The organism is Flagellimonas sp. 2504JD4-2 (assembly GCF_053642935.1).
Genome location: NZ_JBSIOV010000001.1, coordinates 867,541 through 893,679 on the forward strand (window position 1 = coordinate 867,541; position 26,139 = coordinate 893,679).

Consider the following 26,139-nt stretch of genomic DNA (forward strand, 5'->3'; position numbering starts at 1 on the left):
CTTAACCAAGATAGATTGCCATTCCGGCGGCAATGGCAGCTCCCAATATTGGCCCCACAACCGGAACCCAGGAATACCCCCATCCGTTTGAACCTTTGTTTTTAATCGGTAACAGAGCATGAACAATTCTTGGTCCCAAATCCCGTGCAGGATTGATTGCATAACCGGTTGTTCCTCCTAGGGACAACCCAATGCTCCAGACAATAATGGCAACTGGTAAAGCACCCAAGGATCCAAGGCCTATTATGGTATTGTCTTTGGTTGAAACGGCGTCCGTAAAATAGAGTACTGCAAAAACCAAAACAAAGGTGCCCAGTGCTTCTGACAAAACATTGGTGAAAGTATTTGAAATGGCTGGAGCGGTACAAAAAACCCCTCTTTTGGTGTTGCCGTCTTCCGTAGCTTCAAATTGAGGCTTGTTCACCAGCCATACAAAGAATGCACCTAGCATGGCTCCAATAAATTGCGCCAAAATATAATTGGGAACATCAAATATAGGAAACTCACCGGCAAGGGCAAGGCCAATGGTAACCGCTGGATTCATATGCGCTCCGCTGTAAGGGCCAGCAACAACGACACCGGTATAAACAGCAAAAGCCCATCCGGTGGTAATCACGATCCAACCAGAATTATTTCCATAAGTATTTTTTAATGAGACATTGGCATTTACGCCAACGCCCAATAAAATCAATAAGAACGTGCCGACAATCTCGGCAATAAAAGGAGTCATATTATTTTGGTTTAGTTATTCTTGGTCCAATGTTCTAGGGCATCGATGGCCTTGTACCATCCTTTGATTCCTGCTTCTATGGTTTCCCTTTCCTGTGAAGGATTAAAATGGGTGTCAGTTTGCCAAATGTCCTGAATTTCCTCTGGGCTTTTCCAAAAGCCGACCGCCAATCCGGCCAAATACGCGGCTCCCATTACTGTAGTCTCAACAATTTTGGGTCGAACCGTTGAAGTGTTCAATACATCGGCTTGAAATTGCATGAGCATATTGTTCACGGTAGCACCGCCATCAACACGAAGTTCTTTGACCGAAATTCCAGAATCCGCTTCCATAGCCTTTAGGATGTCCATGGTTTGATATGCTATAGATTCCAATGCCGCTCTTGCAATATGGGCATCCGTGCTGCCACGGGTCAATCCAAAAATGGTTCCCTGCGCATGTTGGTTCCAATGCGGAGCACCCAAACCTGCAAAAGCAGGGACAAAATAAACCCCATCGGAACTTTCCACGGAAGCAGCCAATTGTTCCACATCCGAGGAAGATTCGATTACTTTTAGACTGTCCCTGAGCCATTGCACTACGGCTCCGGCGATAAAAATACTGCCCTCAAGGGCGTATGTAGTTTTACCATTTATTTTCCACGCAACGGTGGTAAGTAGATTGTTTTTTGATACAATGGGCTGATCCCCAATATTCATCAACATAAAACATCCTGTACCATAGGTGTTCTTGACCATTCCCTGTTTGGTGCACATTTGTCCGAACAATGCTGCCTGCTGATCTCCGGCTATTCCGGAAATCGGCACATTGGAAACAGAAAAATCGCCACTCGTATTTCCATAAACTTCACTGGATTGTCTTACCTCAGGAAGCATACTTTCTGGGATACTGAACAAGTCCAAAAGTTCTTTGTCCCATGACATGGAATTGATATTGAATAGCAACGAACGCGAAGCATTGGTGACATCAGTAACATGAAGGGCTCCGTTGGTCATTTTCCAAATTAACCACGTATCTATGGTTCCCAAAACCAAATCTCCTGCTTCGGCCTTGTTTCTGGCTTCATCAACATTATCAAGAATCCATTTCACTTTGGTTCCCGAAAAATAGGCGTCAATCACCAACCCCGTTTTTTCACGAATCATTTGTGATTTCCCCTGACTTTTCAGCGCATCACAATAGCCAGCAGTGCGCTTATCCTGCCAAACAATGGCATTGTAAATAGGCTCTCCGGTATTTTTGTCCCATACCACCACGGTTTCCCGTTGATTTGTGATACCTATGGCAGCAATTTGCTCTCCAGTTATTTTTTGTTTATCCAACGCTTCAGTGACCATACCTGATTGGGTGTCCCAAATCTCATTGGGGTCATGTTCTACCCATCCCGGTTTGGGAAAAATCTGTGTAAATTCTTTTTGCGCTACGGAGACTATGGTTCCCTTTTTGTCAAAAACCACTGCTCGGGAACTTGTGGTGCCTTGATCTAGGGCTAGGATATATTGACTCATTGTGGTTAATTTAGCGTGCTTGAATTTAATAAAATAAATTGGGTAACCTAATCGAGTTTAATTAACAAATCATGAAATCTTTTATAGCGTTTCTTAGAGGGATAAATGTAAGTGGACAGAAGAAAATTAAAATGGTCGAGTTAAAACAAGTACTTGAAGACGGTGGACTACAAAATGTTGTTACGTATATTCAAAGTGGGAATCTTGTATTCGAATCAGATGAGACTGACATTGGAAAATTGGAGATTACAATTAACAAAACCATTTTGGACGCTTTTGGGTTTGATGTTCCTATCTTGGTGCTGACCTTGGATGAACTAGAGCAGATTTTAGAGTCCAATCCATACGCAGACGAGCCCGATACAAAAAGTTTATACTACGTGATGCTCAAAACCAAACCGAACTCTGATTTGGTAGGAGCATTTAGCCAGGTTAAATTTGAAAACGAAGATTTTACAATTACCGATAATTGCGTTTATCTACGCTGCAAAGCCGGATATGGCAAGGCTAAGCTCAGTAATAACTTGATTGAACGAAAATTAAAAGTGGAAGCTACCGCACGCAATCTGAGAACCATGCTAAAAATGGTTGACTTAGCAAAAGGGAACTAAGCTTCAATTCAACATCCAAATGTTGTAATTCAGAACTGTGGCAAAGCATACCCAGAGCAAATAGGGAATCAATAAAAAAGCTGCTACCTTACTTACCACCTTGAACCATTTCATGGTCAAAATAATCAAAGTGAGCAGGGCCAGGATTACAAGAAGAGCCCAAAACGGACTTTTTAATCCAAAAAATACAATACTCCATAAGGCATTGAGAAGCAATTGAAAACCAAAATGATACAGTGCGGTTTTTACCCAAACATGATGAAAGCCCTTGGACCACACAATACCTGCCGAAACACCCATCAGCACGTACAAAACTGTCCAAACTGGTGCAAAAACTGAATTTGGAGGATTAAAACTAGGCTTGTTTAAGGTGGTGTACCAATCATTGACGGAACTTTGGGTGGCAAAGCTGGAAAGAAAGCCGATCAATAAGCAGATGGCAATAGCAATTCCAATATTAACAACTTTCTTTTTTTTCATGGTTGGTGCAACTTTGTCTAAAATAAGAATTTATTTGTATCCTTTAGGCGCGAAGCGAGCGGCTTCATTTATATTTGCCCAAAGGTTTTGATCCATGACTGAAAAAGGCTTTCTGCCAAATCAATATGCCGACTTACCAGCAGAAGGAAAAGTTACCTGGAAAGCACCAAGCAATATTGCCCTGGTGAAGTATTGGGGTAAAAGGGCAAATCAAATACCGGCCAATCCTTCCATAAGTTTCACCTTGGATGCCTGTGCAACCACAACCTCGGTCAGCTATGCTAAAAAGAAGGATGTTTCGCAATTTTCCTTTGATCTACTTTTGGATGGTAAACCCAAGGAAGATTTCAAACCAAAAATTCATACCTTTTTCGAACGCATCGCAGAATATCTACCTTTCTTAGTATCGTATCACTTTAAAATAGAAACTTCCAACTCCTTTCCGCATAGTAGCGGCATAGCGTCCTCTGCAAGCGGAATGGCAGCACTGTCATTATGTTTGATGGATATTGAAAAAAGACTTGACCCTGGAATGGATCAAGCTTTTTTTAATAAAAAGGCCTCGTTTTTGGCCCGTTTGGGTTCAGGAAGTGCCTGTAGAAGTATTGAAGGGGATTTGATCCAATGGGGAAGCTATCAGGGGATAGCCGAAAGCTCCGATTTGTTTGGAATTAAATATCCGTATGAGGTGAATGCGGTTTTTAAAAACTTCCATGATACTATTTTGTTGGTGCACAAAGGGGAGAAGCAAGTGAGCAGTACAGTGGGTCATAATTTGATGCACAATCACCCGTTTGCCGAAAATAGATTCGGGCAAGCGCATGAAAACCTCGATAAATTGAATGGTATTTTTTCCGAAGGAAACGTGGAAGATTTTATTGAAATAGTAGAAAGTGAGGCACTTACGCTACATGCTATGATGATGACGAGCATGCCTTATTTTATATTGATGAAGCCCGATACCTTGGAAATTATCCATAAAATATGGGGCTTCAGAAAGGATACAGGAGTTCCGATTTGTTTTACGTTGGATGCTGGAGCCAATGTTCATGTACTTTATCCTGAGTCGGTAAAGGAGCAGGCAATTCAATTTATTCAGAATGAATTGGTTGCGCATTGTGAGAATGGACACTATATTTGCGATCGTATTGGTGATGGAGCTCGAAAATTGGATTAAAAACAGATTGTTATTTTTGTTTATTAGTTTTCAAAATTCATTAAACAAAATAATTGTATCTTAGTAAAGCATATGAAAGGACCTTTATTTTATTCTAAAATTTTACTCTTTGGAGAGTACGGAATTATAAAAGATTCCAAAGGTCTTTCAATTCCCTACAACTTTTTTAAGGGGGCACTTAAGACCGATGACAATCCTTCTGATTTAGCTAAAGAATCGAACGAAAGCCTTAAGGGATTTACAACCTATTTGAGAAAACTCCAAAAAGAAGAACAAGGTTTGGTTTCCTTCGATTTGGATACACTGGAAAAGGACGTTGCCAAGGGAATGTACTTTGATAGTTCAATTCCCCAAGGTTATGGTATAGGAAGTAGCGGTGCCCTTGTGGCGGCCATTTATGATAAATATGCCACGGACAAAATTACCGTCCTGGAAAATTTGACCCGCGAGAAATTATTGAAGCTCAAGGAGATTTTTGGAAAAATGGAATCCTTTTTCCATGGCAAATCTTCTGGGTTAGATCCTTTGAACAGTTATTTGAGCTTGCCTATTCTTATCAACTCCAAAGACAATATTGAATCGACGAGTATTCCTTCCCAAAATAAAGAGGGCAAGGGAGCTGTCTTTTTGTTGGATAGCGGAATGACAGGGGAAACTGCACCAATGGTCCAGATTTTCATGGAAAAAATGAAGCAGGAAGGTTTCCGCAATATGATCAAGAACCAATTCGTGAAACACACCGATGCTTGTGTCGAGGATTTCTTGAATGGAAATATTAAATCCCTGTTTGGAAACTTGAAACAGCTTTCACACGTTGCGTTAGATCATTTTAAGCCCATGATTCCTTCTAAATTCCACAAATTGTGGCGTCAGGGAATTGAGACCAACGATTATTACCTGAAACTCTGTGGTTCTGGTGGCGGGGGTTATATTTTGGGCTTTACCCAAGACTTTGAACGTGCCAAAAAGGCATTGGAAGGACACAAATTGGAAGTGGTATACCACTTCTAAATCCATTGTATGCTTAGTAGAAAAAATAGACTCCTGCTGTTTAAGCTGTTGAGTTTGTTTTCCGTTGTCCGTGGTTATAACATTTTGGTGATAACCATTGCGCAGTATTTAGCGTCAATTTATATTCTTTCACCTGATTTACCGCTACGAGAGGTAATATTTGACCTCAACCTCTTTTTGATCGTTACGGCATCCGCGTTGGTCATTGCCAGCGGATATATCATCAACAATTTTTATGACGCCGAGAAAGACTTGATCAACAAGCCCAGGAAAAGTATGCTCGATAGGCTGGTAAGTCAGCGGTTTAAGCTGACCACATACTTTATCCTTAATCTATTGGCGGTTTTTGCGGCAAGTTATATCTCCTTTAGGGCGGTCTTTTTCTTTTCGGCCTATATTTTCGGAATATGGCTCTACTCCCACAAACTCAAGAGGATTCCATTTGTTGGAAATTTGGTCTCAGCATCATTGGCGATTGCACCGTTTTTTGTGGTTTTTGTGTACTATCAAAATTTTGAGAAGGTCATTTTTGTGCATGGAATGTTCTTGACCCTATTGATTTTGGCCAGGGAAATGATCAAGGACTTGGAAAATATGGCTGGGGATATGGCGCAGAACTATAAGACCATCCCCATTTTATATGGCCCCCGCTTTTCAAAGGTCCTAATCGGATTTTTGAGTTTATTGACCCTGGTACCTGCCCTTTTGCTCATCAACTATTTTGATGTGGGGTACATGTACATCTACTTTTACAGTTGCATTATACTTTTGGGCCTTTTTATTGTTTTATTGGGAAAAGCCAAGGGCAAAAAACACTATGTTTGGTTGCATAATATTCTCAAATTCATCATCGTGGCCGGTGTTTTCAGTATTCTATTGATTGATGTGGATTTGGTCTTAAACAGGATTCTTTAATGGAAAATCTTTTAAAGGTTGCTATGGCGCAGATTGCGCCCGTTTGGTTGGATAAGCAAGGGACACTTAAAAAAATTGAAGCTACTATCAATGAGGCAGCCTCCAATGGTGCCGAGCTTTTGGTATTTGGAGAGGGCTTTTTGCCAGGATATCCCTTTTGGCTGGCCTATACTGAAGGAGCCGCTTGGAATTTGAAAGTAAATAAGGAACTGCATGCCCACTATGCCCGAAACTCCATACAGATTGAAGCTGGGGAATTGGATTCCATTTGTAAGTTGGCCAAAGCCCATCAAATAGCGCTGTATTTGGGAATGATGGAGCGCGCCAAAGATCGGGGGGGACATAGTTTATATTGTTCCTTGGTCTATATAAATTCGAATGGCGAGATAAAATCGGTACATCGAAAGTTGCAACCAACCTATGATGAACGCTTGACCTGGGCTCCCGGAGACGGCAATGGACTTCAGGTACACCCGTTAAAACAATTCACCGTAGGGGGACTCAATTGTTGGGAAAATTGGATGCCATTACCCAGAACGGCATTGTATGGTCAAGGAGAAAATCTGCACGTTGCCGTATGGCCAGGTGGATTGCACAATACCAAAGATATTACCCGGTTTATTGCCAGGGAATCACGAAGTTATGTGATTTCAGTTTCCTCTTTGATGCGCAGCTCGGACTTTCCTAAGAATACGCCGCATTTGAACAAGATTTTGGAAAAAGCACCAAAGGTGTTGGCCAATGGAGGTTCCTGTATTGCCGGACCGGATGGCGAGTGGATCATTCAACCCGTGGTCGACAAAGAAGGATTGATTTATGAAACCTTGGACTTTAATCGCGTTTATGAAGAACGCCAGAATTTCGACCCCGTAGGGCATTATTCCCGGCCTGATGTGACCAAATTGAGTGTGAATCGGGAGCGACAATCTACGGTTGAATTTGAAGAATGAAGTATGATGTAATTCGGTTCCTTGTAGGGTGTTTAAGAGATTAAAAACACTACTTTTGCAAAAAATTTATGACTGATGGCGAAATCAGACTATAACAGGGGCAGTAAGCCTTCTGGAAATCCGCGAAAGAGAAATCCCAAGAAAACATTTTCCAAACAAGAGGGATTTAGAAAGAAACCTCAAAAACCGGTAAAAAAATCAAACCCCGACGAGATTCGTCTGAACCGTTATGTGGCCAATGCAGGAATCTGTTCACGAAGGGAAGCGGATACTTATATCGCAGCAGGTAATGTATCTGTGAATGGAAAAGTAATAACTGAAATGGGTTACAAAGTAAAGCTGACCGATGATGTTCGCTTTGATGGCAGAAAACTCAATCCAGAGAAAAAGGAATACATTCTGCTGAACAAGCCCAAGAACTTTATCACCACTACAAGTGATGAAAAAGGCAGACGAACAGTGATGGAATTGATTTCCAGCGCCTCAAAAGCCCGTTTATTGCCGGTAGGCAGGCTGGACCGCAATACAACTGGACTGTTGGTGTTCACAAATGATGGAGATCTTACCAAAAAGTTGACCCACCCAAAGCATGGGATTCGAAAGATCTATCATGTGCATTTGGATAAAAATGTTGCTTTGGCCGATTTACGAAAAATCGAAGAGGGGCTCACTTTGGAAGATGGTTCCGTTGAAGTGGACGATGTAAGCTATATTCAAGGAGCGCCTAAAAAGGAGATTGGTATTGAAATCCACAGTGGTCGTAACCGTATTGTAAGACGCATTTTTGAACATTTAGGATACAATGTGATCAAATTGGATCGTGTCATCTTTGCCGGATTGACCAAAAAGGACCTTCCAAGAGGCCATTGGCGTTATTTGACCGAGCAAGAGGTGGTAAACCTGAAAATGATAAAGTAACTCCTAAGGATTATCCAAAGGTTTTATGGTATTAAATACTTGGCAGATTGTTTTTAACCGACTCCCAAAAGAAATCATCAAATAGACGTGTACAACCTATTATGGCACCTTTTTCCATGTGTTCCGATATTCTAATGGCTATGGATAGTCCATTTGCATTGAGCACCTGCTGCAGTGTATTCCCGAAGCAGGAATAAGCTTTGGAAATGTTACCACCAAGAACTAGGGCATCAGCATCAAAATTTTTAAGCCACGGGGAAAGAAAATCACCCAGATCACGGCCAAAATCCTTCAATACTTGTTTAGCTTTGGGGTTAGTGTCAAAAGCATCGGCAAGTTCCTTGACGCCCTTAACGGTTTCTCTTGAAATTTCGGTATAGGCATTGACACAACCACGGGTGGAAAAATAATCGTCCGCCATGCCATCTTTGTGAGGAATGTTCCAAAGTATTCCATTGGGAGGAACTTTATCTCCTGAAGTGACCGGAATTCCATTATCAATAAAACCAGCGCCCAAACCTGTTCCCAAGGTAACGCAAAGTTGCTTTTTATAACCCTCGCTCTCGGCAAGCCAGGCTTCTCCCACCGCAAAAGAAGTGGCATCGTTCAAAAAACGAATAGGTAATACCGTCTCGTGGTCCAATAGCGGGTTTAAACTTTTTTCAATCCCAGAACCATATAGTGCACCATATTTAAAACCTTCTGGATATTTTGCTATTCCATTGGCGTAGTCAAATGGTCCGGGCATGGCAAAGGCGATGCCCATCAACTGAAATCCATTTGCTGCTCTTAAGGTTTGGTTCAAACAATTGGCCCAGGTTTCAAGAATTGTAGTTTTAGACTCCATGTTGGCCACATGGCTTGTGGCATAGGTTTCTTGCAACAATTTCTTTTGGTTCAATGCGACAACGGCCGAAGAAATATGGGTGCCTCCGATATCGACTCCAATCACATTAGTTTGGTTTGTCAAAATCAGGGTGTTGGAGTTGAAGATAATTTTACTAATTGCAGCGCAGCGCCGTTGTTTCCTGCCATTACATGAAGTTCATCCGAAATGTTGATGAAATTTAAACTTTTGACGTCCTGTGACAGAAACAATCCGGTTATATCTGCATTAATTGCTTGAAAATGTCCGTCACCACTACTTTTAAGAACCATTCCGTAACCCGCATCGTTTCGAGGGGTTTCGATTTCAGAAGCAAATAGGTTTCCGGCAATGATCAAATCCTTCAGGCCATCATTATCAAGGTCTTGATCCAAAACCGTATTTATGGAAGAAATTTGGGCCATTTCCGGGAATTCGACAAAATCAAAATTTCCATTGCCATTGTTGATCAAAGCTCCACTTTTAAAATTATAGGAGACTAAATGAAGCGCTTTTGAGAGCTTTTCCGGACCATATATATCTGCAATCGTAGATTTACCGAAAAGATCATATGAGGGGGTTATTTTTTTTATGGAAGGCATTTGTTGTGAAGAACACTCCCGGCCCCTTACCGGAAAAAGTTCCCCAAAATTATAATACCCGAGCACCAGATCCTTTTTGCCATTGTCGTCAAAATCGTGATAATAAACCTCAAAAGGATTTTTTTCATCTGCTTTGTATTTATAATTCTGCCCAAGATTACCTAATATGAAATCTTCGTCACCATCATTGTCCAAATCAAGGGATTTTATAGAAAAGTACCATCCGTCGAGTCCTTCGAGCGAGCTTAAATTCTCCTTGCTGAACTTTCCATTGTTGTTGGTAAGAAAGGTAGGCTGCATCCATTCACCCACAACGGTAAGATCTAGATCACCGTCTTGATCATAATCGGTCCAGGTGGCATCCGTAACAAGTCCAATGTCGGTAAGCTCTGATGCCACACTTTCGGTTACGTTGATAAATTTTCCGTTTTCATTTTTGAAAAGATAACTACTAGCAGGGGAGGGGTAGTCATGCGGAACGAATCTACCACCTATAAAAATGTCATTAAAGCCATCATTGTCATAATCCGAGATGCGAATTTTTGAACTGCTTACAGCAATCTGCGGGAACAGATCTTTTCTTAGTACGAATCTTCCATTACGGTTTTCATATAAACGATCAACATAATTGGATGAATTAGGTTCAAATTCATTGCCCCCTGAAGCAACTAAAAGATCATTATCACCATCATTGTCAAAATCAAAAAATTGGGCATCCACATCTTCGTAAATGGCTTCTTTATCAAATGTTTGTTGCAGTTGAAATGTGCCATCGGATTTTTGAATATATAGGGTAGAGGGAGTTCCGGTACTTTGACCCAAAAACAAATCATCCCTTTTATCCCCATTAACATCTCCAACGGCCAAAGCAGGGCCAAAGGTTGACATTTTATGGGGCAGCAGCACCTGTGATTCGTAATCGTCGTATTCATTTTCAATATGTGAAACATCGATGCCCAAAACAGCGGATTGGAACATTTTGTTTTCAATTAATTGTTCTTCGCCCATTTGATTTTGCTCAGGATTATATGTTATGGTTATTGAGCTATTGATACTTGGATTGTAAATACGTTGGACCTTTTTTCCTGGCCAAATGATGATAAGTGAGTCAACAGACTTTTCATTTCCCAATCCGACATGAATCTTAGGTGGAACAGAAGATTGATAACCTCGAACGCTATAATTTTCATAGACCTGTTCCTGACCGTTGGAATAGATTCTTACCCTAGTTCCAATTCCCATGGAATTTTGGGATGGACCTTTGAACTGTAGCTTCAAGTAATTGGAGGGTTCCCGTAAATCTAAATTATTCCTGAATACCGTTGCTTTGGCATCCACATTGTTTACTACAATATCCAAATCTCCGTCGTTATCCAAATCTGCATAAGCGGCGCCATTGGAATACGTGCTTTTGGGATTGGCTTGCCATATTGAAGATGCATTACTGAAACTAAGCCCTCCTTCGTTCTTAAAAAAGTAGTTTTTGTAGGGACGATGGGGAGTGGTATTTACAAGATGCATGATTTTTTTTTCGTCTGAAAGAGCACCTGGATTTTCCTTCAAATATTTCTCCATTCCTTCATAAAAATCCTTGTTCCTAAAATCCCTTTTTATACCGTTGGTAATAAAAAGATCTTTTAACCCATCATTGTCAAAATCAGCCAAGAGGGGAGCCCAACTCCAATCCGTATTGGAGATTCCAGCAATCTGCGCCACATCTGAAAAGTGGGGAATACCTGAGGAGTCTATGTAGGTACTGTGCTTTTGCAAGGCATTGTACATGTATTGGTAGTGTTTGCCTGCCTTTACATTTCTTTCAAATTTTTCGGGGTTCATGCTGGCCATGCTGGTCTTCATCCCATAGTTATCCTCAGCTACCATATCTAAGGTCATAATGTCCATAAAGCCATCATTATCGAAATCAGCAATATCATTTCCCATAGAAAAATTGGAAAAATGGTTGGTGGCTTTTTTCGCTACTTCCTTAAAAGTGCCATCTTTTTGGTTGATGTACAAATAGTCTGGCTCATCATAATCATTGGAAACATAAATATCCGGCCAATCATCATTGTTAAGATCACTTACACCAATGCCCAATCCATAGGAAATAGCGTTGGAATAAATGCCCACTTCTTTGGTGATATCCACAAATTTTCCGTTATCATTCCTATAGAATTTATCCCCTAGTGGAGACCACTTTTCGGTATCAAAGGAACTTATGTTTTGGGGGTTATGATTCATTAAATACATATCCAAATCCCCATCTCTATCGTAATCCAAAAAAGCAGATTGAATGGAATTGCTGCTATCCGCCAACCCAAACTGGGCAGCCACTTCTTCAAATATGGGTATGCCATCCGTTCCATTGCCCTTGTTCAAATACAATTCATTGGCTAACAATGATTTTGAGGTATAAGGTCCTGATTTGCAAATGTAAATATCTAAAAGCCCATCATTGTTAATATCCACCATATTAGTACCGGTGGACCATCCTTTCTTACCTTGTGTATTTGTGACTTTGGTGATGTCTTTAAAGTTAAAATTTCCTTCATTTAGATATAGTCTATTAGCATGAAGATTGGAAATAAAGTAAATGTCATCCAATCCATCGCTATTGAGATCCCCTACAGCAACGCCTCCTCCAATGTACACATATTCATAATGAAAGGAGTTGGTGATTTTATTCTCAACAATCTTATTTACAAAATGTACGTTGGTCCTGTCGCTATCCAATTCCTCAAAAAGGGTTAAATGCCCCTTTTGGCTTTTTCTATCACAGGAAGTAGCCAATAGTACAGCAATGAGATACAACAATCTAAATCTAATTTTCATTTTTCAATTTTATTAAGCATAAGACCAGTTCCTTTTGAATCTGGTAGAAAAAAGTAAAGGAAGATTGCTCTTCCTTTACTATAATTAACTATGAATAAAACTAACTCAAACTATAAATTAATCTACTTAATGGATTACTTTACAGCAAGCTTTTTATTGTGCAAACCAAAGGGTTGTAGCTTGAACATCTGGACCTTGAGCAGAAATCGCAGCGTCATAATTTGGATTGTCTTGGGCACCTCCGCCATATCTCAACCTCTGGGGATATGCACCGTTTAGATTTCCTAGACCGAAAATAACTTGGTCAGATACCCCGGCTGCTAACTCTGAAGGATAACCAGTATCCCTAACAACAGCCCAAGCTTCGAAACCATCTGTATAGCTAACCAACCATCTTTGGTGGGCTATTTTTTCCAATCTCTCGTCAGTTGTACCTCCTGAGATATCGGCGGCTGCCTCGTTTGCAATATAAGTATCAATATCGCCACCAGGAATATTCCACAAACTCATGGCTTGTCTAATGCCAGCTTCAAAAAGGGCCTGGGCATCACCTCCAGATGATAATCCTCTAACAGCGGCTTCCGCTTGTAGAAAATAAGATTCGGCACTGGTCAGGATAATTTCTGGATAGGCATCAACTTGACTACCTTTTTCTTGTATAACTAGATCACTTGGTGTGCTAAACAAGTCATAGCGTACATATGGATACGTATCACCATTGATTCTTGTGGGTTGACCTATGTACTGCCCAGCCGGAAGCTCAATTGTTGTTTCTCCCCCAGCCGTGGACATGGTATAATTTGCACCTGCACGATCAAGAGCGGCAACTATAAAATCCAATCTATCCTGATAGTTGGGATCTGGACTTTCTGGATTATCAGAAAAAAGAAATGTTCCTCCAACAGCTGGTTTGGCATAGACTGACAATCTTGGGTCGTTATTGTCTTGCAACATGTTGATAAGAGTAGCACCCACGGTCCAATCAGATCCGCCGCCAAAATTGTGCCAAATATCGCCATATGCGGCAGCCGCCCATTGACTGATTACAAAATCCTTTGTCATTACAACACTTCCTGTGGCATCATCGAGAAGTGGATTTGCTAAAGCTTCATTTATAGCAGCATTAGCAAAGCTCTCTCCAGGAGCTCCAAGTGCACGTAAAGCAATCCTAAGTTTTAGAGTATTTGCCAGACGCTTCCATTTTTGTAGATCTCCACCACAATAAATATCATTTTCTCCGGCATCATCAACACCAATTCCGGTTCTTTCGGTGTCTCCGATAGTGGCCATGGCTTGATTAAGATCTGTAATAATTCCTTGATAAATGGTTGCTTGATCATCAAATACTGGGGTTAAAATACCCTCTACACCAGCTTCTGTATAAGGAACCATTCCGAAAGTGTCCGTATACATTTGATAATATAGTCCTTTGATTATTAGTGACATGGCGTACATGAACTCGTTTTCCAAATCAGCACCTTCCTCTACAAATTCCTGAAAATTGAGTATCCTTCCCAGGTAACTGTTAAGCCAGCCAAAAGTGGCATCAGTATAACCCGCATTATAAGTATAGGAAAGCTCATCTGACCACCAAGAGGAGTTATGTCCAAATGTGAAATGTCCGGCATAACGATCGGCGTGAATTAAATGTGCCCTCCAATAGGGAAAACGATCAGGAGAATACAATCGGAACTGCAAATCCGTAAGGAAGAACTTGGCACTTACTTCGTCAGCAAGAAAACCGCTCTGATCCGTGTTCATTTCGTCAAACTTCTCGGTACAAGATGTTGCTACGATCAGACATAACAGCATGCATGCAATTAATTCAATTTTTTTCATCATACAATTTTTTAAAAATTAACATTAAGGCTAAGTCCTAGACTTCTTGTGGTAGGAAGGGCATAAAACAATACTCCTTGAGCAAAGTTTGAGGTAGAGTAACTTGATTCAGGGTCAAAGTTATCGGCCTTTTTGTATAAAAATAATAAATTTCTTCCAACTGCACTTAACGTGGCACTTCGTACAAAGGTGTTTTTCAGTAGATTACTTGGGAATGAATAACTCAAGCTTACTTCACGCAATCTAAAATTGGTCTGGTCAAAAACATACTCTGAACCTATACCACTTACAGCACCCCAATAGTCTTGAGCACTAATTGTGGTTGTATTAGGAGTAAAGTTACCGTTACCATCGTCCACAACACCTTCTACCAAAATACCAGATTCGCGGAATTGCAAAGACCTTTCGGAAACTCCGGAAGCATCGAGGGCAGCATCCGTAAAAGAATAAACTTCCCCTCCAATTCTAAAGTCAATCAATGTATTTAAAGTAAAATCCTTATAGCGGAAGGTATTTGTAAATCCACCAGCTAAATCTGGTTGATAATTTCCAAACTTTTCACGCTCGGAGGTAGCCTGCGGGCGACCTTCGGAGGTAACAATTAATTGCCCTTGATCGTTACGAAGCCAAGTCGTGGTCTCTATATCGCCAAAACCTTCACCCGCTCTCCCCACTACAGCTACGGTGTTGGTATTGTCTGAACTAAAATTGAAAAGATCTTGACCTTCCACCAAACTCACCAATTCATTTTTGTTTCGAGCCAAGTTTATGGAAGTATCCCATGAGAAATTATTTGTTTGTACAGGGACTCCTCCCACTAATATTTCAAAACCTTTATTGGTGATTTCCCCTACATTGGTTCTGAAATTGTCAAATCCAGCACCGGCTCCTAATGGCACATCAAATATCAAATCTGTGGACTCAATGTTGTAATAAGAAAGATCCGCATAAAGACGATTTCCATATGCCCTGAACTCAGCACCAAATTCTGTAGAAGTAACCTCTTCTGGACGAAGGCTTTCGCTAAAAAGAGTATTTTGCCTGCTTACAACCACATTGTCCAAGAAACCATTTGCCGCTATTCTAAAAGTGTTTACCAACTGTTGTGGGTCTGTATCGTTACCCACAGTGGCAATACTACCTCTCACTTTTAACAAATCAATCGAACTTCCTAAATCAAACGCCTCGTTCAATAACACTGCTAAACTTGCAGAGCTATAAAAATAAGACCGGTTACCGGCAGCTAAGGCCGAAGACCAATCGTTTCTGGCAGTTAAATCTAAATAAATTGTATTGTCATAGGCCAAGGAAGCGGATCCGTATATAGAGTTAATGCTTTTCTGTACTCTCTGGCCTTGGTCTGCAAATAGTTCTTCTGTATTGGCCAATATAGGTCTTCCTGGAATTTTAAAGTTTTCTCCACGAGTATTGGAGCTGATTGTTGTAAAACGAAGTGCATTGGCGCCAGCATTGGCTGTTAAATTAAACTTGTCACTCAAATTCTTGTTAAACATAAACAAGAAATCATAGTTGGTCTCTGTTCTATCGTTTTTACCGAAGCTGAGTCTACCGCTACCAAAGAAATGATGACCCACTCTAGTAACACTTTCGGTATCTTGGGTAATGTCATCCGTACCTACACGAACAAAAGCCGACAACCAATCAGTAAACTCATATTGCAATTTTGCAAAACCTGTAACCCTACTTCTACGATCTATGTTGGAATCGTGATTTAAAATCCAATAAGGATTTCCACCTGAGGAAGTAGGAGCTATAACCCTGTAAATATCATTTGGGTTTATAGGATTCTCAATATCTTGGAAAACTTGAAGGTCAGAAAGTCTTACATTTCTTGCCAAAGGCCATAGGTAAGCAGCAACACCTTCAGTACCTTGATTTGGTCTGTTTCTAGCGGTTTGCTTAAAATAAGTAATCCTGGCATCTAAAGTCAACTTATCAGACAAATTGGAAAAGGCCCTTAAATTAAAGTTGTCCCTATCAATCCCTGAATTTGGAAGAATGGATTCGATATCCGAATTGGTATATGAGAAACGAACAGAGGTGTTTTCATTACCACCGCTAAATGCCACGGTATTGATAAAACTAGTCCCGGTTTCAAAGAAGTTTTTGACATTGTCTGGTTGAGCAACATAAGCTCTTTGCTGACCGTTATAGGCCAATTGTTGCGACCCATCAAATCTTGGCCCCCAAGATCCGGCACCTGCAACGGTATTCACTTGTGTTGCTAAAGGGTCGTCTGGGTTTATTTGAGGGAAGTTGCCATCGGTACCTCTACCATACTCGTTCTGGTATTCTGGTAATACCAAAGGGTCGTCAAATAAAGCATTAGAAGTAAAAGAGACACCTATACCTTGGTTAAGGGTACCTTTCTTGGTAGTAATAATAATTACCCCGTTACTGGCTCTTGATCCATAAAGTGCAGCTGCGTTTGGACCTTTCAATACAGAAATGGATTCGATATCATCAGGGTTAAGGTCAGAAACCCCGTCACCTAGATTGCTAATATTAAATTGACCTGAACCACCTGGAGCCCCCAAAGCGGTATTGTCAATTGGAACTCCATCCACCACATACAGTGGCTGGTTATTTCCTGTAATGGAGTTGTTCCCCCTGATTACCACACGGGATCCACTACCTGGCCCCGAGGTACCTTGTGATACTACGACCCCAGCTACCTTGCCTGCCAAGGAATTCACCACATTGGGTTCTTTTGCCAAGGAAACTGCATCGCCCCCTACTTCAGTTACCGCATATCCCAAGGATTTTTTCTCCCTGCTAATACCTAGTGCAGTTACAACTACTTCATCCAAAGCTTCTGTGCTTTCCTCCAAAGTTGTGTTAACAACGGATTGCCCGCCAACTGTCACCTCTCTTGTGGTGTAGCCAAGGGCCGAAAATACCAATATGGCCGAATCACCTGCCACGTTGATAGTGTAATTTCCGTCGAAATCCGTCGAGGTACCATTTGAAGTACCTTTTTCGACGACATTAATACCTGGAAGCGGACCTCCGGTATTCGCGTCAGTAACCGTTCCTGAAACGGTTTTCCCTTGTGCCGATATGCCTTGTAGGCATAGCAACGACACAATCATTAAAAAGTAATGAAGTCTTTTGATCATACTGTTAGAGTTAGGTTATTGTTAATTAAGCTAAAAGTTAGCTTAAAATGTTTGATATATAAAAATTTGAATTCCTTCAGGATATAGGAAATAATTTCGACTAATGACGAAACTGAAAAGCTAAAGGACATTGAAACTATAACGTTTGAAATTTAGGGTTTTGGAAGGATACAGCGCCCATTTCACAGAAAATCAAGGCTTAAGACAATTTGGATGAATGCCCTTTATAATCGGTTTTATTCCAAAACAAAATGTAAACGACTTGAATTGGTCAGTTTCCGGTGTGCAATAAAATGCGTATTTATTTTTTTTCCGTCCAATTGGATATCCAGATTTTTACCTTGAGTTCCTTCCTTCGTTATTTGAACTGAAGTATTGTTGTAGTATTTTGGATTTAAACGAATGGTAATCTTGTCGAATTTTGGAACCGTTATCGCATAAACCGTATCGGCTGGACTTATAGGATAGATTCCCATCATGGAGAAAACGGCCCAAGCACTCATTGTTCCGGTGTCGTCATTTCCTGGAAGTCCGTCAGGGGCATTTTTAAAATAGGTTGAAAGCAATTCTGAAACCGTTTTCTGAGTACGCCATTCCTCACCTTTGACATAATTGAACAAATAAGGGTAGCCTATGTCAGGTTCATTGGCCATATCAAACTGTTTTTTGTCAAACACTTCTTGCAGCTTGTTCACAAAAGGTTTAGACCCCCCCATCAATTTAATAAGCCCTTTCACGTCATGTGATACCATAAAAGTATATTGCCATGCATTTCCTTCAATAAACCCTAGGTTCTTTATAAAGTTTGCACCAGTTTCAGGGTTATAGGGGGTCAACCAGCTGCCATCATCATTTTTAGGACGTAGCAGGTTGAATTCTTTGTCAAACAGACTGCGATAAGAAATGGAACGCTTGGAAAAACGTTTATAATCTTCTTTCTTATTTAGCACTTTGGCCAATTGGGCAATAGCAAAATCTGATATATTGTACTCTTGCGTGGTGGATACAGAACCGCTATTTGTGGTCTTAGTGGTCAAATAACCTTTTGTGATATAATCGTTGATTCCCGGACGTAATGGATTTTCAATCAGCTGGTCAGCGCTCTTCACCATGGCTTCATAAGCTTTTTCTATATCAAAATCCTGAATTCCTTTTAAGTAGGTATCCGCGATAACAATTCCCGCTGGATCTCCAACCATGGTGGTGGTCTCTGTAGCATTCAGTTCCCATTTGGGTAGCCACCCGGATTCGTCATAAATCTGCAGCATGCTTTTAACCATATTGGATTGTTGTTCTGGGTAGACCAAGCTCATCAATTGATGTAAATTTCTATAGGTATCCCAAAGGGAAAAGACGGTGTAACGGGTTCCATCGGTCCTTAAGGTTTCTCGAGTTCGCATTTTTGGATATTCCCCATTGACGTCATTCAGGGTACTTGGATGAATCAAAGTATGGTATAAAGCTGTATAGAAAATGGTTCTGTCATCTTGAGAACCGCCTTCGACCTCAATTCTGGACAAATGCTCGTTCCATTCCTTTTGGGTAGCTTCGAGAATCTGGTCAAATGTTTTTTCTGCTGTTTCTCTTTTTAGGTTTTCCCTTGCGTTTTCGATGCTGACATAAGAAACGCCAACCTTCATTTCTATTTGGGTGGGTTGTTTAAAGTCGTACCTCATATAAGCGCCAATGCTATCCCCAACAACCTCTTTGGTGTATCCTTTCATCAATCGGGTATTTCCATTGTAACCCATCCACTGGGCCTCTTCGCCTTTGTATGTTGTTGGTTTTTTCCAAGCGCCAAATTCGACAGCAGGTTCGGAAAACTGGGCGACAAAATATACAGGATAGGCCTCTTCTGGCTTATAATAACAGAACGAGCCAACACTGCGTATGCCTTCGATCTCAGTTGGGGAAACGACTTTTATCTGTGCGCCTTGTTCATTGGTCAGCCCAAGCCCAAGATTCAATAAAATGTTGGCTTTCCCTTTGGGAAATGAATATTTGCTGACTCCTGTTCGTGTGCTGGCTGTGGCTTCTACTTTGATATTGTATTTATCCAGCTTATTGGAATAATAACCCACTTTGGCAACCTCGTCAGAATAGGTAGACCCATATTCAACATGATTCGTGATGATGTCTCCAGTGGTGGGCATGGCCAAAATAACCCCCAATTCGGGGCAACCAACACCACTTAGATTGACATGGCTAAAGCCCGTTAAAAAGCTGTTGTCCGAAGTATAAGGCGTGGACCACCATCGACTATCTTTCTCGAAAGGTAGATTCTGTGGCCCTACTACATTGAAAGGAGAGACGTTCGCCATTCCTCTTACCGCTATGGGACCGGGATTAGTGGTTCCAAAATTGGAAGTGCCGATAAATGGATTTACATATTGGCTGGGTTCTACCTGGGCATTACATAACAAGATGGCGCCAAGAAATATCAACGGAAGTTTTAGGTTTATGCTCATTTGTTGAAATTTGTTGGCTTTTGTTCAGAATTTGGTCCATGGCCTAATAATACCAAATTGTCAGATTCGGAGATTATTTCTTTTTTCATTTGGAAAACATGACCTTGGCCACGGTATAATTCAAGATTATTTTCCAAAGAAACTTCAAGTACAGTTACATATTTGTCCAGGTTCTTTTCTTTGGGAATGGAAATTCGCAGAATTCCTGGAATGTTTTTCCAGGAAGCTCCTCCATTTCTTTCGAAGGACAATTCTTCGTTGGTTCCCAGCACTTTTATCGATTTTACTTTGCTTTGGAGTCCTTTTAACGAAATATAATTTTTTGGATTATCGAGAAGGCATAGATAAATCTTCCTTTTGTCTTTCGATATCAATGACGGCCCGTAGAAATGTCCATATGGTAAACCGGCTGTAGTTTTGAAAACGGCATCATGATGCTTATTGACCCAGGTCCCCAAACTTTCCAAACGTTGTAATTGTTCCTTTGCTATGGTGCCATCAGGTTTTGGTCCAATATTCAACAATAAGTTTCCGCCACTGGAAATCACCTCAACAAAAGTTCTTATTATCTGCGAAATGGGCTTGTAGTTTTTATCTGAGGGATAGTATCCCCAATTGTCGTTCATGGTCATGCAAAATTCCCATGGACCATCTGGACGAACAACTGGAATTCCTTGCTCTGGGGTTCTATAATCACCGTACTGGTTCAACCTTGAATTCACAATAAGGTTGGGATTCCATGAAAGCAACGAATCTTTTAAGCCTTTGGAGCGCCATTGCTCAGCTGATTTTTCCCAATCACCATCAAACCAATAAAGATCTGGGTTGAATTGTGAACTTAATTCTTTTAGTTGCCCCTGATAAAATAGAACAAAGCGCTCCCAAGGGTCCATTTGTTTTTGGCCTTTTTGGGGATAGTCTCTTTTGGTATTTGGTCTCGGAAAAACAACCTTGTAATCTGGGTGGGACCAATCACAAAGCGAATAATAAAGTCCTACTTTCAACCCTTTATTTCTGAGTGCATTCACGTATGGGGTAATGAGGTCTCTTTTAGCGGGAGTTTTATCCACAACGTTTAAATGACTTAATTCTGTATCCCATAAGGCTACACCGTCATGATGTTTGGAGGTCATTACTACATATCGAGCTCCAATTTTTTTAAAAAGTTCGGCCCAATCCTCAGGATTATAGTTAGCCGCGGTGAACTTTTTCCCCTGCTTCATATAATCTTCATAGGTTATTTTTTTATGATAAAGTGACCAAGATTCAGTAATGCCATTTACACCATAATAACCCCAATGAATGAAGATCCCAAGTTTAGCTTCCTTGAACCAATCCAAACGGTGATCCACTTTATTGTTGTTGGTTTGAGCATTGATTCCTAATCCAAAAAGAATACATAATGCGATAATTGATTTTTTCATTTTTTCGTAATTCTTAATGATTGGATAATGAATAAGGAGCTGAAGCGTCTGAAATACCCCAGCTTTTGTTTGGCTCCGGACCCAAAGTAAATTCTAGGTCGCCCCCATTTTGAACGGTCTCCGTGGAAATCCATGTATTGTTGAACGATTTCCCGTTTAAACGGGCATTTTGGATAAACGGATTTCTTTTGCCATTGCCATCCGCTGAAATCGTAAAGGTGTTTCCATTTTCAAGATGCAACACAGCTTTGTCGAACAGCGGGCTGCCGATTACATATTGGTTGGTGGCTGGGGCAACAGGATAGAATCCCAAAGAGCTGAACACATACCAAGCCGAGGTTTGTCCATTGTCTTCGTCACCGCAGTAACCGTCAGGAGCAGGAGTATAGAGTTTTGTCAAAACCTCTCTTACCTTGGTTTGGGCCTTCCAAGGCTGTTTTGCATAATTGTACAGATAGATCATATGCTGAATGGGTTGGTTGCCATGGGCATAGTTACCCATGTTCATTATCTGCATTTCCCTGATTTCATGTATGGTAAAACCGTAATACGAATCATCAAAATCGGGAGGCATATTGAAAACGCCATCCAACATACCAACAAACTCGTTGTCGCCTCCCATTAAATCAATAAGCCCTTGCACGTCATGAAAAACGGACCATGTATAGTGGAGGCTATTGCCTTCGGTGAACGCGTCGCCCCATTTTAATGGGTTGAAAGGTGATTGAAATTCCCCGTTTTTGTTTTTCCCTCTCATCAGCTTTGTGGTGGGGTCGAATAGCTTTTTGTAGTTAAGGGACTTTTCATAATAGCTGTTTGCCAGTTCGTCATTACCCAATGATTTGGCCATTTGGGCTATGGTAAAATCAGCATAGGCATATTCCAAGGTTCTGGCAGCATTTTCATGAATACCAACATCGTAAGGAACATAGCCCAGCTCGTTGTAGTAATCCAAACCGGCGCGGCCAACGCTATTTACGGGTCTCCCATCAGGAACTGTAGCATTTTTGAGCATGGCTTGCAACAGAGTCTCCTTATCAAAGCCTTCCACGCCCATTAGGTGCGCATCTGCAATAATAGGGGCGGAATTGGAACCAATCATACAATCGCGGTGACCTGGGCTGGCCCATTCTGGCAACCAGCCGGATTCATTGTAGGTATTCACCAACCCTTCCATGATATGACCGTTCAATTCGGGATACATCATATTGAAAAAAGGAAATACTGCACGGAAAGTGTCCCAAAAGCCATTGTCCGTAAACATATAACCCGGTAAAACTTGTCCATTATATGGACTATAGTGCACAATTTCATTGTCAGCATTGTACTCATAAAATTTTCTTGGAAAGAGTAATACACGGTACAAACAGGAATAAAATGTACGTAGATGATCTATGTTTTTTGTGCGTACTCTAATTCTGCCTAGTTCTCTTTCCCATGCGGCTGTTGCTTTGGCACTTGTTTCCTCAAAACTTTGGGTTCCAAGCTCCCTGTCCAAATTTAATTGAGCCTGTTCGGGACTAATGAAGGAAGAAGCCACCTTTACATTTACTTTTTCACCCCTTTTGGTTTTAAAGCCTATGATGGCTCCAACATGTTCTCCCTTATTTTCGAAAGAATTTTTTTGTAGCTCCCAGTTGTCGCCCCAGGTATGGGTAAGTTCAAAATCCTTATCGAACTCGGCAACGAAATAATTATGGAAATTTTCCGGAACACCTCCGCTATTGTTTCTGCAATAGCCAATTATTTTTCGTTCATCCGGTAAAACCTTGACCATCGAACCTTTGAAGAAAGCATCAAGTATGATGTAGGCATTGTCAGTTTCCGGAAAGGTAAACCGAAAGTGGGCAGCGCGTTCGGTAGGCGTCACTTCGGCAACCACATCATAATCGGCCAAATAAACACCATAGTAGTCGGGTTTTACGGTTTCAGCCTTGTGCGAAAAGTGCGAAGCACGCTCATCTTCTTTATATTTTAAATCTCCGGTCACAGCCATTAATGAAAATGCCGCATAGTCGTTGATCCATGGACTGGGTTGATGGGTCTGTTTGATTCCACGGATGGTTTTCTCATCGTACTTATAAGTCCAGCCATCCCCCATTTTTGAAGTCATGGGAGTCCAAAAATTCATGCCCCATGGTGTCGCTATTGCTGGATAAGTATTGCCGTTGGACAAACTGAAATCGGAATCGGTACCCATGAGCGGATTTACATATTGAAGCAAGGAGCTTTCTTCTTGATCTTCTGTAGTTGCAACATCCTTATTCTTTGTTTTTTGACAGGAAAGCAAAACTGAAATTGTTGCCAAAACCAAGAAATGCTTTCTCAAGTTATATGTTCGTATTGCTTCCATTGTATTAATAGATTTTATCGGTCTCAGGTGATTTTGTGATGTTTTTATCAGCTTGTTCAGGACTTGGGGTCATTTCAAAAACCAACGTCCCTCCAGCCATAATCTCTTTATGGGTTATGAAACTTCTTTCCAATTTTTTTCCATTCAGATATACCGCTGCAACAAAAGTAGCTTCGTTGTTGCCCTTCTTCTGTATAGTAAATGTCTTGTCATTTCCAACTTGTACTTCGGCTTTTTCAAATTGTGGAAGTCCAATGTCATAAACACCCTGCGCGGGATTCACCGGATAGAACCCCAAAGAACTCAAAATGTACCACGAAGACATTTGTCCACAATCCTCATTGCCGCAATGCCCATTAGGTTCATTTTTATATTGATTTTCCAGAATATTGCCAACCAACTTTTGCGCTTTGGAAGGTTGGTCGACATAATTGTACAAATAGGCCACGTGGTGACTGGGTTCATTTCCATGTGCATATTGGCCAATCATTCCTGTACTGAACAAGGGGAGCTTGTCTTCCGCACTTGGAGCATAGCTGAACATGGAGTCCAATTTTTGTATAAAACGCTCTTTTCCTCCAGTTTCGTGGATAAGGCCTTCTACATCCTGAGGAACGAACCAGTAGTAATGCCAGGCATTACTTTCACAGAAATAGGGGGTGTATTCCTTTGGAATAAAGGGTTCAATAAAGTTGCCGTCAGGATCTTTGGGCTGTAACCATGACCTCTTGGAATTGTATAGGTTTTTCCAGTTTTCTGAACGTTGCAAAAAGTATTGATAATCATCTGTTTTGCCCAATTCCTTAGCGAACATAGCTATGCACCAATCGTCATAAGCATATTCCATGGTTTTGGAAACAGACCAATTTTCATGACCCTCATCCACTGGAATATATCCTCTCTTTTTGTAAATGTCAATTTGACGGTCATTGACCATGGCACTTTCCTTGCAAGCCTTATAGGCGAGTTCTGCATCAAAATCGAATCCTTTAAAATAGGCATCCACTATGACTGGAACAGCATGATAGCCGATCATCATGTAGGTCTCGCTCCCTTGCATTGACCATACGGGAAGAATTCCCGTTTCCTTGTAATGTGCCAGCAGTGATTTTACCATGTCGGGCACTTTTTCCGGTTGGATCAAAGTGTACAACGGATGGGCGGCCCTGAAGGTGTCCCAAAGTGAAAAAGTATCATAACGATTGTAACCAATTGCTTTGGCAATGGAATCAGTTCCGGCTCTAAGTTTTCCATGAGAATCGTTGGCTGCTTTATATTCATTGTTGCTATCACTGTACAAAGTAGGGGCCAGCATGGATTGATAGAGCATCGTATAAAAAATGGTCTTCTTGTTGATATCTTGGGATGTTATCTTGATTTTTTCAAGCTCCTTTTGCCAGATATTTTGGGTGTTTTTCTTGATGAGGTCAAAATCTCCTTGCGCTTCAACTTTAATAGCTTTGCCGGCAGCTTCAGAACTTACGGAAGACAAACCGGTCTTGATCACTAGTTGTTCATCTTCTGCTGTATTGTAATCCAAGATGATTTTTGAAAAATTGCCTTCGGAGTTTAAGATGATCTCGTTCGAAATGAATGGTTTTGAGAACTCCATTTGAAAGAATAGCCGCTGGTTTCTGGCCCAGCCCGTAGACATGCGATAACCTTGCAAAGTGGTATCGTTGACCACTTTGATGAAAGTATCCGTTGGTTTATCCCAGTTGAGGGAATAACCCAAATCTACATGGATTTGAGTGTTTTTATCTTTTGGGAATGTATATCTATGGACGCCTACACGACTGGTCGTGGTCATTTCCGCTTTGATTCCGTAATCCAACAGATCTACCCAATAATATCCTGGTGAAGCACCTTCCTTCCCATGGTCAAACTTTGAATAGGGTTTGTAATTGTTCTCGGAGATACTATCGGAAAACCGACTGTTGGTCGGCATCACCAAAATGTCATATAGATCACCTGCACCGGTACCGGTAAGGTGTGTGTGCGAGAAGCCTGTGATAATGGAATCTTGATAATAATATCCGGCAATACGATCCCAGCCTGGAATACCAATATCCGGACTCAACTGCACCATTCCGAAAGGAGTAGTTGCACCAGGATAGGTGTTTCCGGGCCCATCGGTGCCAATAAATGGATTTACAAAATCAGTTAGGGATTCAACAGCATCAATTTTCTGGGGTTGAGGGGAACAACCTAAGACCAAAATCAATAATCCTATATATGCGAAATCAAACTTCATTTTTAATCTACCTACAATCGTGTTATTTGATTAGTTCACAATACCCATTGATATATAAAAGG

At 41.0% G+C, this 26,139-nt stretch carries 17 protein-coding genes; 6 read left to right on the plus strand and 11 right to left on the minus strand.

Features of this window, described 5'->3' with window-relative positions; genetic code table 11:
• Position 1: 1 nt before the first annotated feature.
• Entirely contained in the window at positions 2-730 is a 729-nt protein-coding gene (locus ACULLH_RS04040; RefSeq protein WP_454087443.1) for an MIP/aquaporin family protein, read from the minus strand.
• 11 nt (positions 731-741) lie between these two features.
• A complete protein-coding gene (gene glpK, locus ACULLH_RS04045) occupies positions 742-2,238 on the minus strand; it encodes a glycerol kinase GlpK (RefSeq protein ID WP_454087444.1) in 1,497 nt (498 codons plus the stop codon).
• 71 nt (positions 2,239-2,309) lie between these two features.
• Between glpK and ACULLH_RS04050 the strand changes: the two genes are divergently transcribed.
• A complete protein-coding gene (locus tag ACULLH_RS04050; RefSeq protein ID WP_454087445.1) occupies positions 2,310-2,849 on the plus strand; it encodes a DUF1697 domain-containing protein in 540 nt (179 codons plus the stop codon).
• Between the two features lie 3 nt (positions 2,850-2,852).
• Here the strand turns inward: ACULLH_RS04050 and ACULLH_RS04055 are convergent, their stop codons facing one another.
• Positions 2,853-3,329, minus strand: a complete 477-nt coding sequence (locus tag ACULLH_RS04055; protein ID WP_454087446.1) for a TspO/MBR family protein — start codon at positions 3,327-3,329, stop codon at positions 2,853-2,855.
• A gap of 94 nt (positions 3,330-3,423) precedes the next feature.
• On the opposite strand from ACULLH_RS04055, the gene ACULLH_RS04060 reads away from it, so the two are divergent.
• The 5 genes from ACULLH_RS04060 to ACULLH_RS04080 all read left to right on the plus strand — a co-directional run bounded on the left by ACULLH_RS04060 (position 3,424) and on the right by ACULLH_RS04080 (position 8,300).
• Positions 3,424-4,506: a diphosphomevalonate/mevalonate 3,5-bisphosphate decarboxylase family protein gene (locus ACULLH_RS04060; RefSeq protein ID WP_454087447.1), complete on the plus strand. Its 1,083-nt coding sequence runs from the start codon at positions 3,424-3,426 to the stop codon at positions 4,504-4,506.
• 72 nt (positions 4,507-4,578) lie between these two features.
• A complete protein-coding gene (locus tag ACULLH_RS04065; RefSeq protein ID WP_454087448.1) occupies positions 4,579-5,517 on the plus strand; it encodes a mevalonate kinase family protein in 939 nt (312 codons plus the stop codon).
• Between the two features lie 9 nt (positions 5,518-5,526).
• A complete protein-coding gene (locus ACULLH_RS04070) occupies positions 5,527-6,432 on the plus strand; it encodes a geranylgeranylglycerol-phosphate geranylgeranyltransferase (RefSeq protein WP_454087449.1) in 906 nt (301 codons plus the stop codon).
• Positions 6,432-7,382, plus strand: a complete 951-nt coding sequence (locus tag ACULLH_RS04075) for a carbon-nitrogen hydrolase family protein (RefSeq protein WP_454087450.1) — start codon at positions 6,432-6,434, stop codon at positions 7,380-7,382. Before ACULLH_RS04070 ends, ACULLH_RS04075 begins: the two co-directional genes overlap by 1 nt.
• Before the next feature lie 75 nt (positions 7,383-7,457).
• Complete coding sequence (locus ACULLH_RS04080) at positions 7,458-8,300, plus strand: pseudouridine synthase (protein ID WP_454087451.1); 843 nt, start codon at positions 7,458-7,460, stop codon at positions 8,298-8,300.
• Between the two features lie 31 nt (positions 8,301-8,331).
• On the opposite strand, the gene ACULLH_RS04085 is transcribed toward ACULLH_RS04080, so the two are convergent.
• The 8 genes from ACULLH_RS04085 to ACULLH_RS04120 form a co-directional block, all read right to left on the minus strand.
• A complete protein-coding gene (locus tag ACULLH_RS04085) occupies positions 8,332-9,270 on the minus strand; it encodes an ROK family protein (RefSeq protein ID WP_454087452.1) in 939 nt (312 codons plus the stop codon).
• A 2-nt stretch (positions 9,271-9,272) separates the two neighbouring features.
• A complete protein-coding gene (locus ACULLH_RS04090) occupies positions 9,273-12,599 on the minus strand; it encodes a VCBS repeat-containing protein (protein ID WP_454087453.1) in 3,327 nt (1,108 codons plus the stop codon).
• A gap of 153 nt (positions 12,600-12,752) precedes the next feature.
• Positions 12,753-14,441: a SusD/RagB family nutrient-binding outer membrane lipoprotein gene (locus tag ACULLH_RS04095; protein ID WP_454087454.1), complete on the minus strand. Its 1,689-nt coding sequence runs from the start codon at positions 14,439-14,441 to the stop codon at positions 12,753-12,755.
• A gap of 8 nt (positions 14,442-14,449) precedes the next feature.
• Complete coding sequence (locus ACULLH_RS04100) at positions 14,450-17,578, minus strand: SusC/RagA family TonB-linked outer membrane protein (protein WP_454087455.1); 3,129 nt, start codon at positions 17,576-17,578, stop codon at positions 14,450-14,452.
• Between the two features lie 236 nt (positions 17,579-17,814).
• Complete coding sequence (locus ACULLH_RS04105; RefSeq protein WP_454087456.1) at positions 17,815-20,046, minus strand: GH92 family glycosyl hydrolase; 2,232 nt, start codon at positions 20,044-20,046, stop codon at positions 17,815-17,817.
• The gene (locus tag ACULLH_RS04110; protein ID WP_454087457.1) at positions 20,043-21,470 is read right to left on the minus strand and encodes an alpha-L-fucosidase; all 1,428 of its coding nucleotides are present in this window, start codon (positions 21,468-21,470) and stop codon (positions 20,043-20,045) included. The genes ACULLH_RS04105 and ACULLH_RS04110 overlap by 4 nt, the downstream gene beginning before the upstream one ends.
• Before the next feature lie 13 nt (positions 21,471-21,483).
• Entirely contained in the window at positions 21,484-23,823 is a 2,340-nt protein-coding gene (locus ACULLH_RS04115) for a GH92 family glycosyl hydrolase (protein ID WP_454087458.1), read from the minus strand.
• A gap of 4 nt (positions 23,824-23,827) precedes the next feature.
• Positions 23,828-26,077, minus strand: coding sequence for a GH92 family glycosyl hydrolase (locus ACULLH_RS04120; protein WP_454087459.1), 2,250 nt, complete (start codon positions 26,075-26,077; stop codon positions 23,828-23,830).
• Between the last annotated feature and the right edge of the window lie 62 nt (positions 26,078-26,139).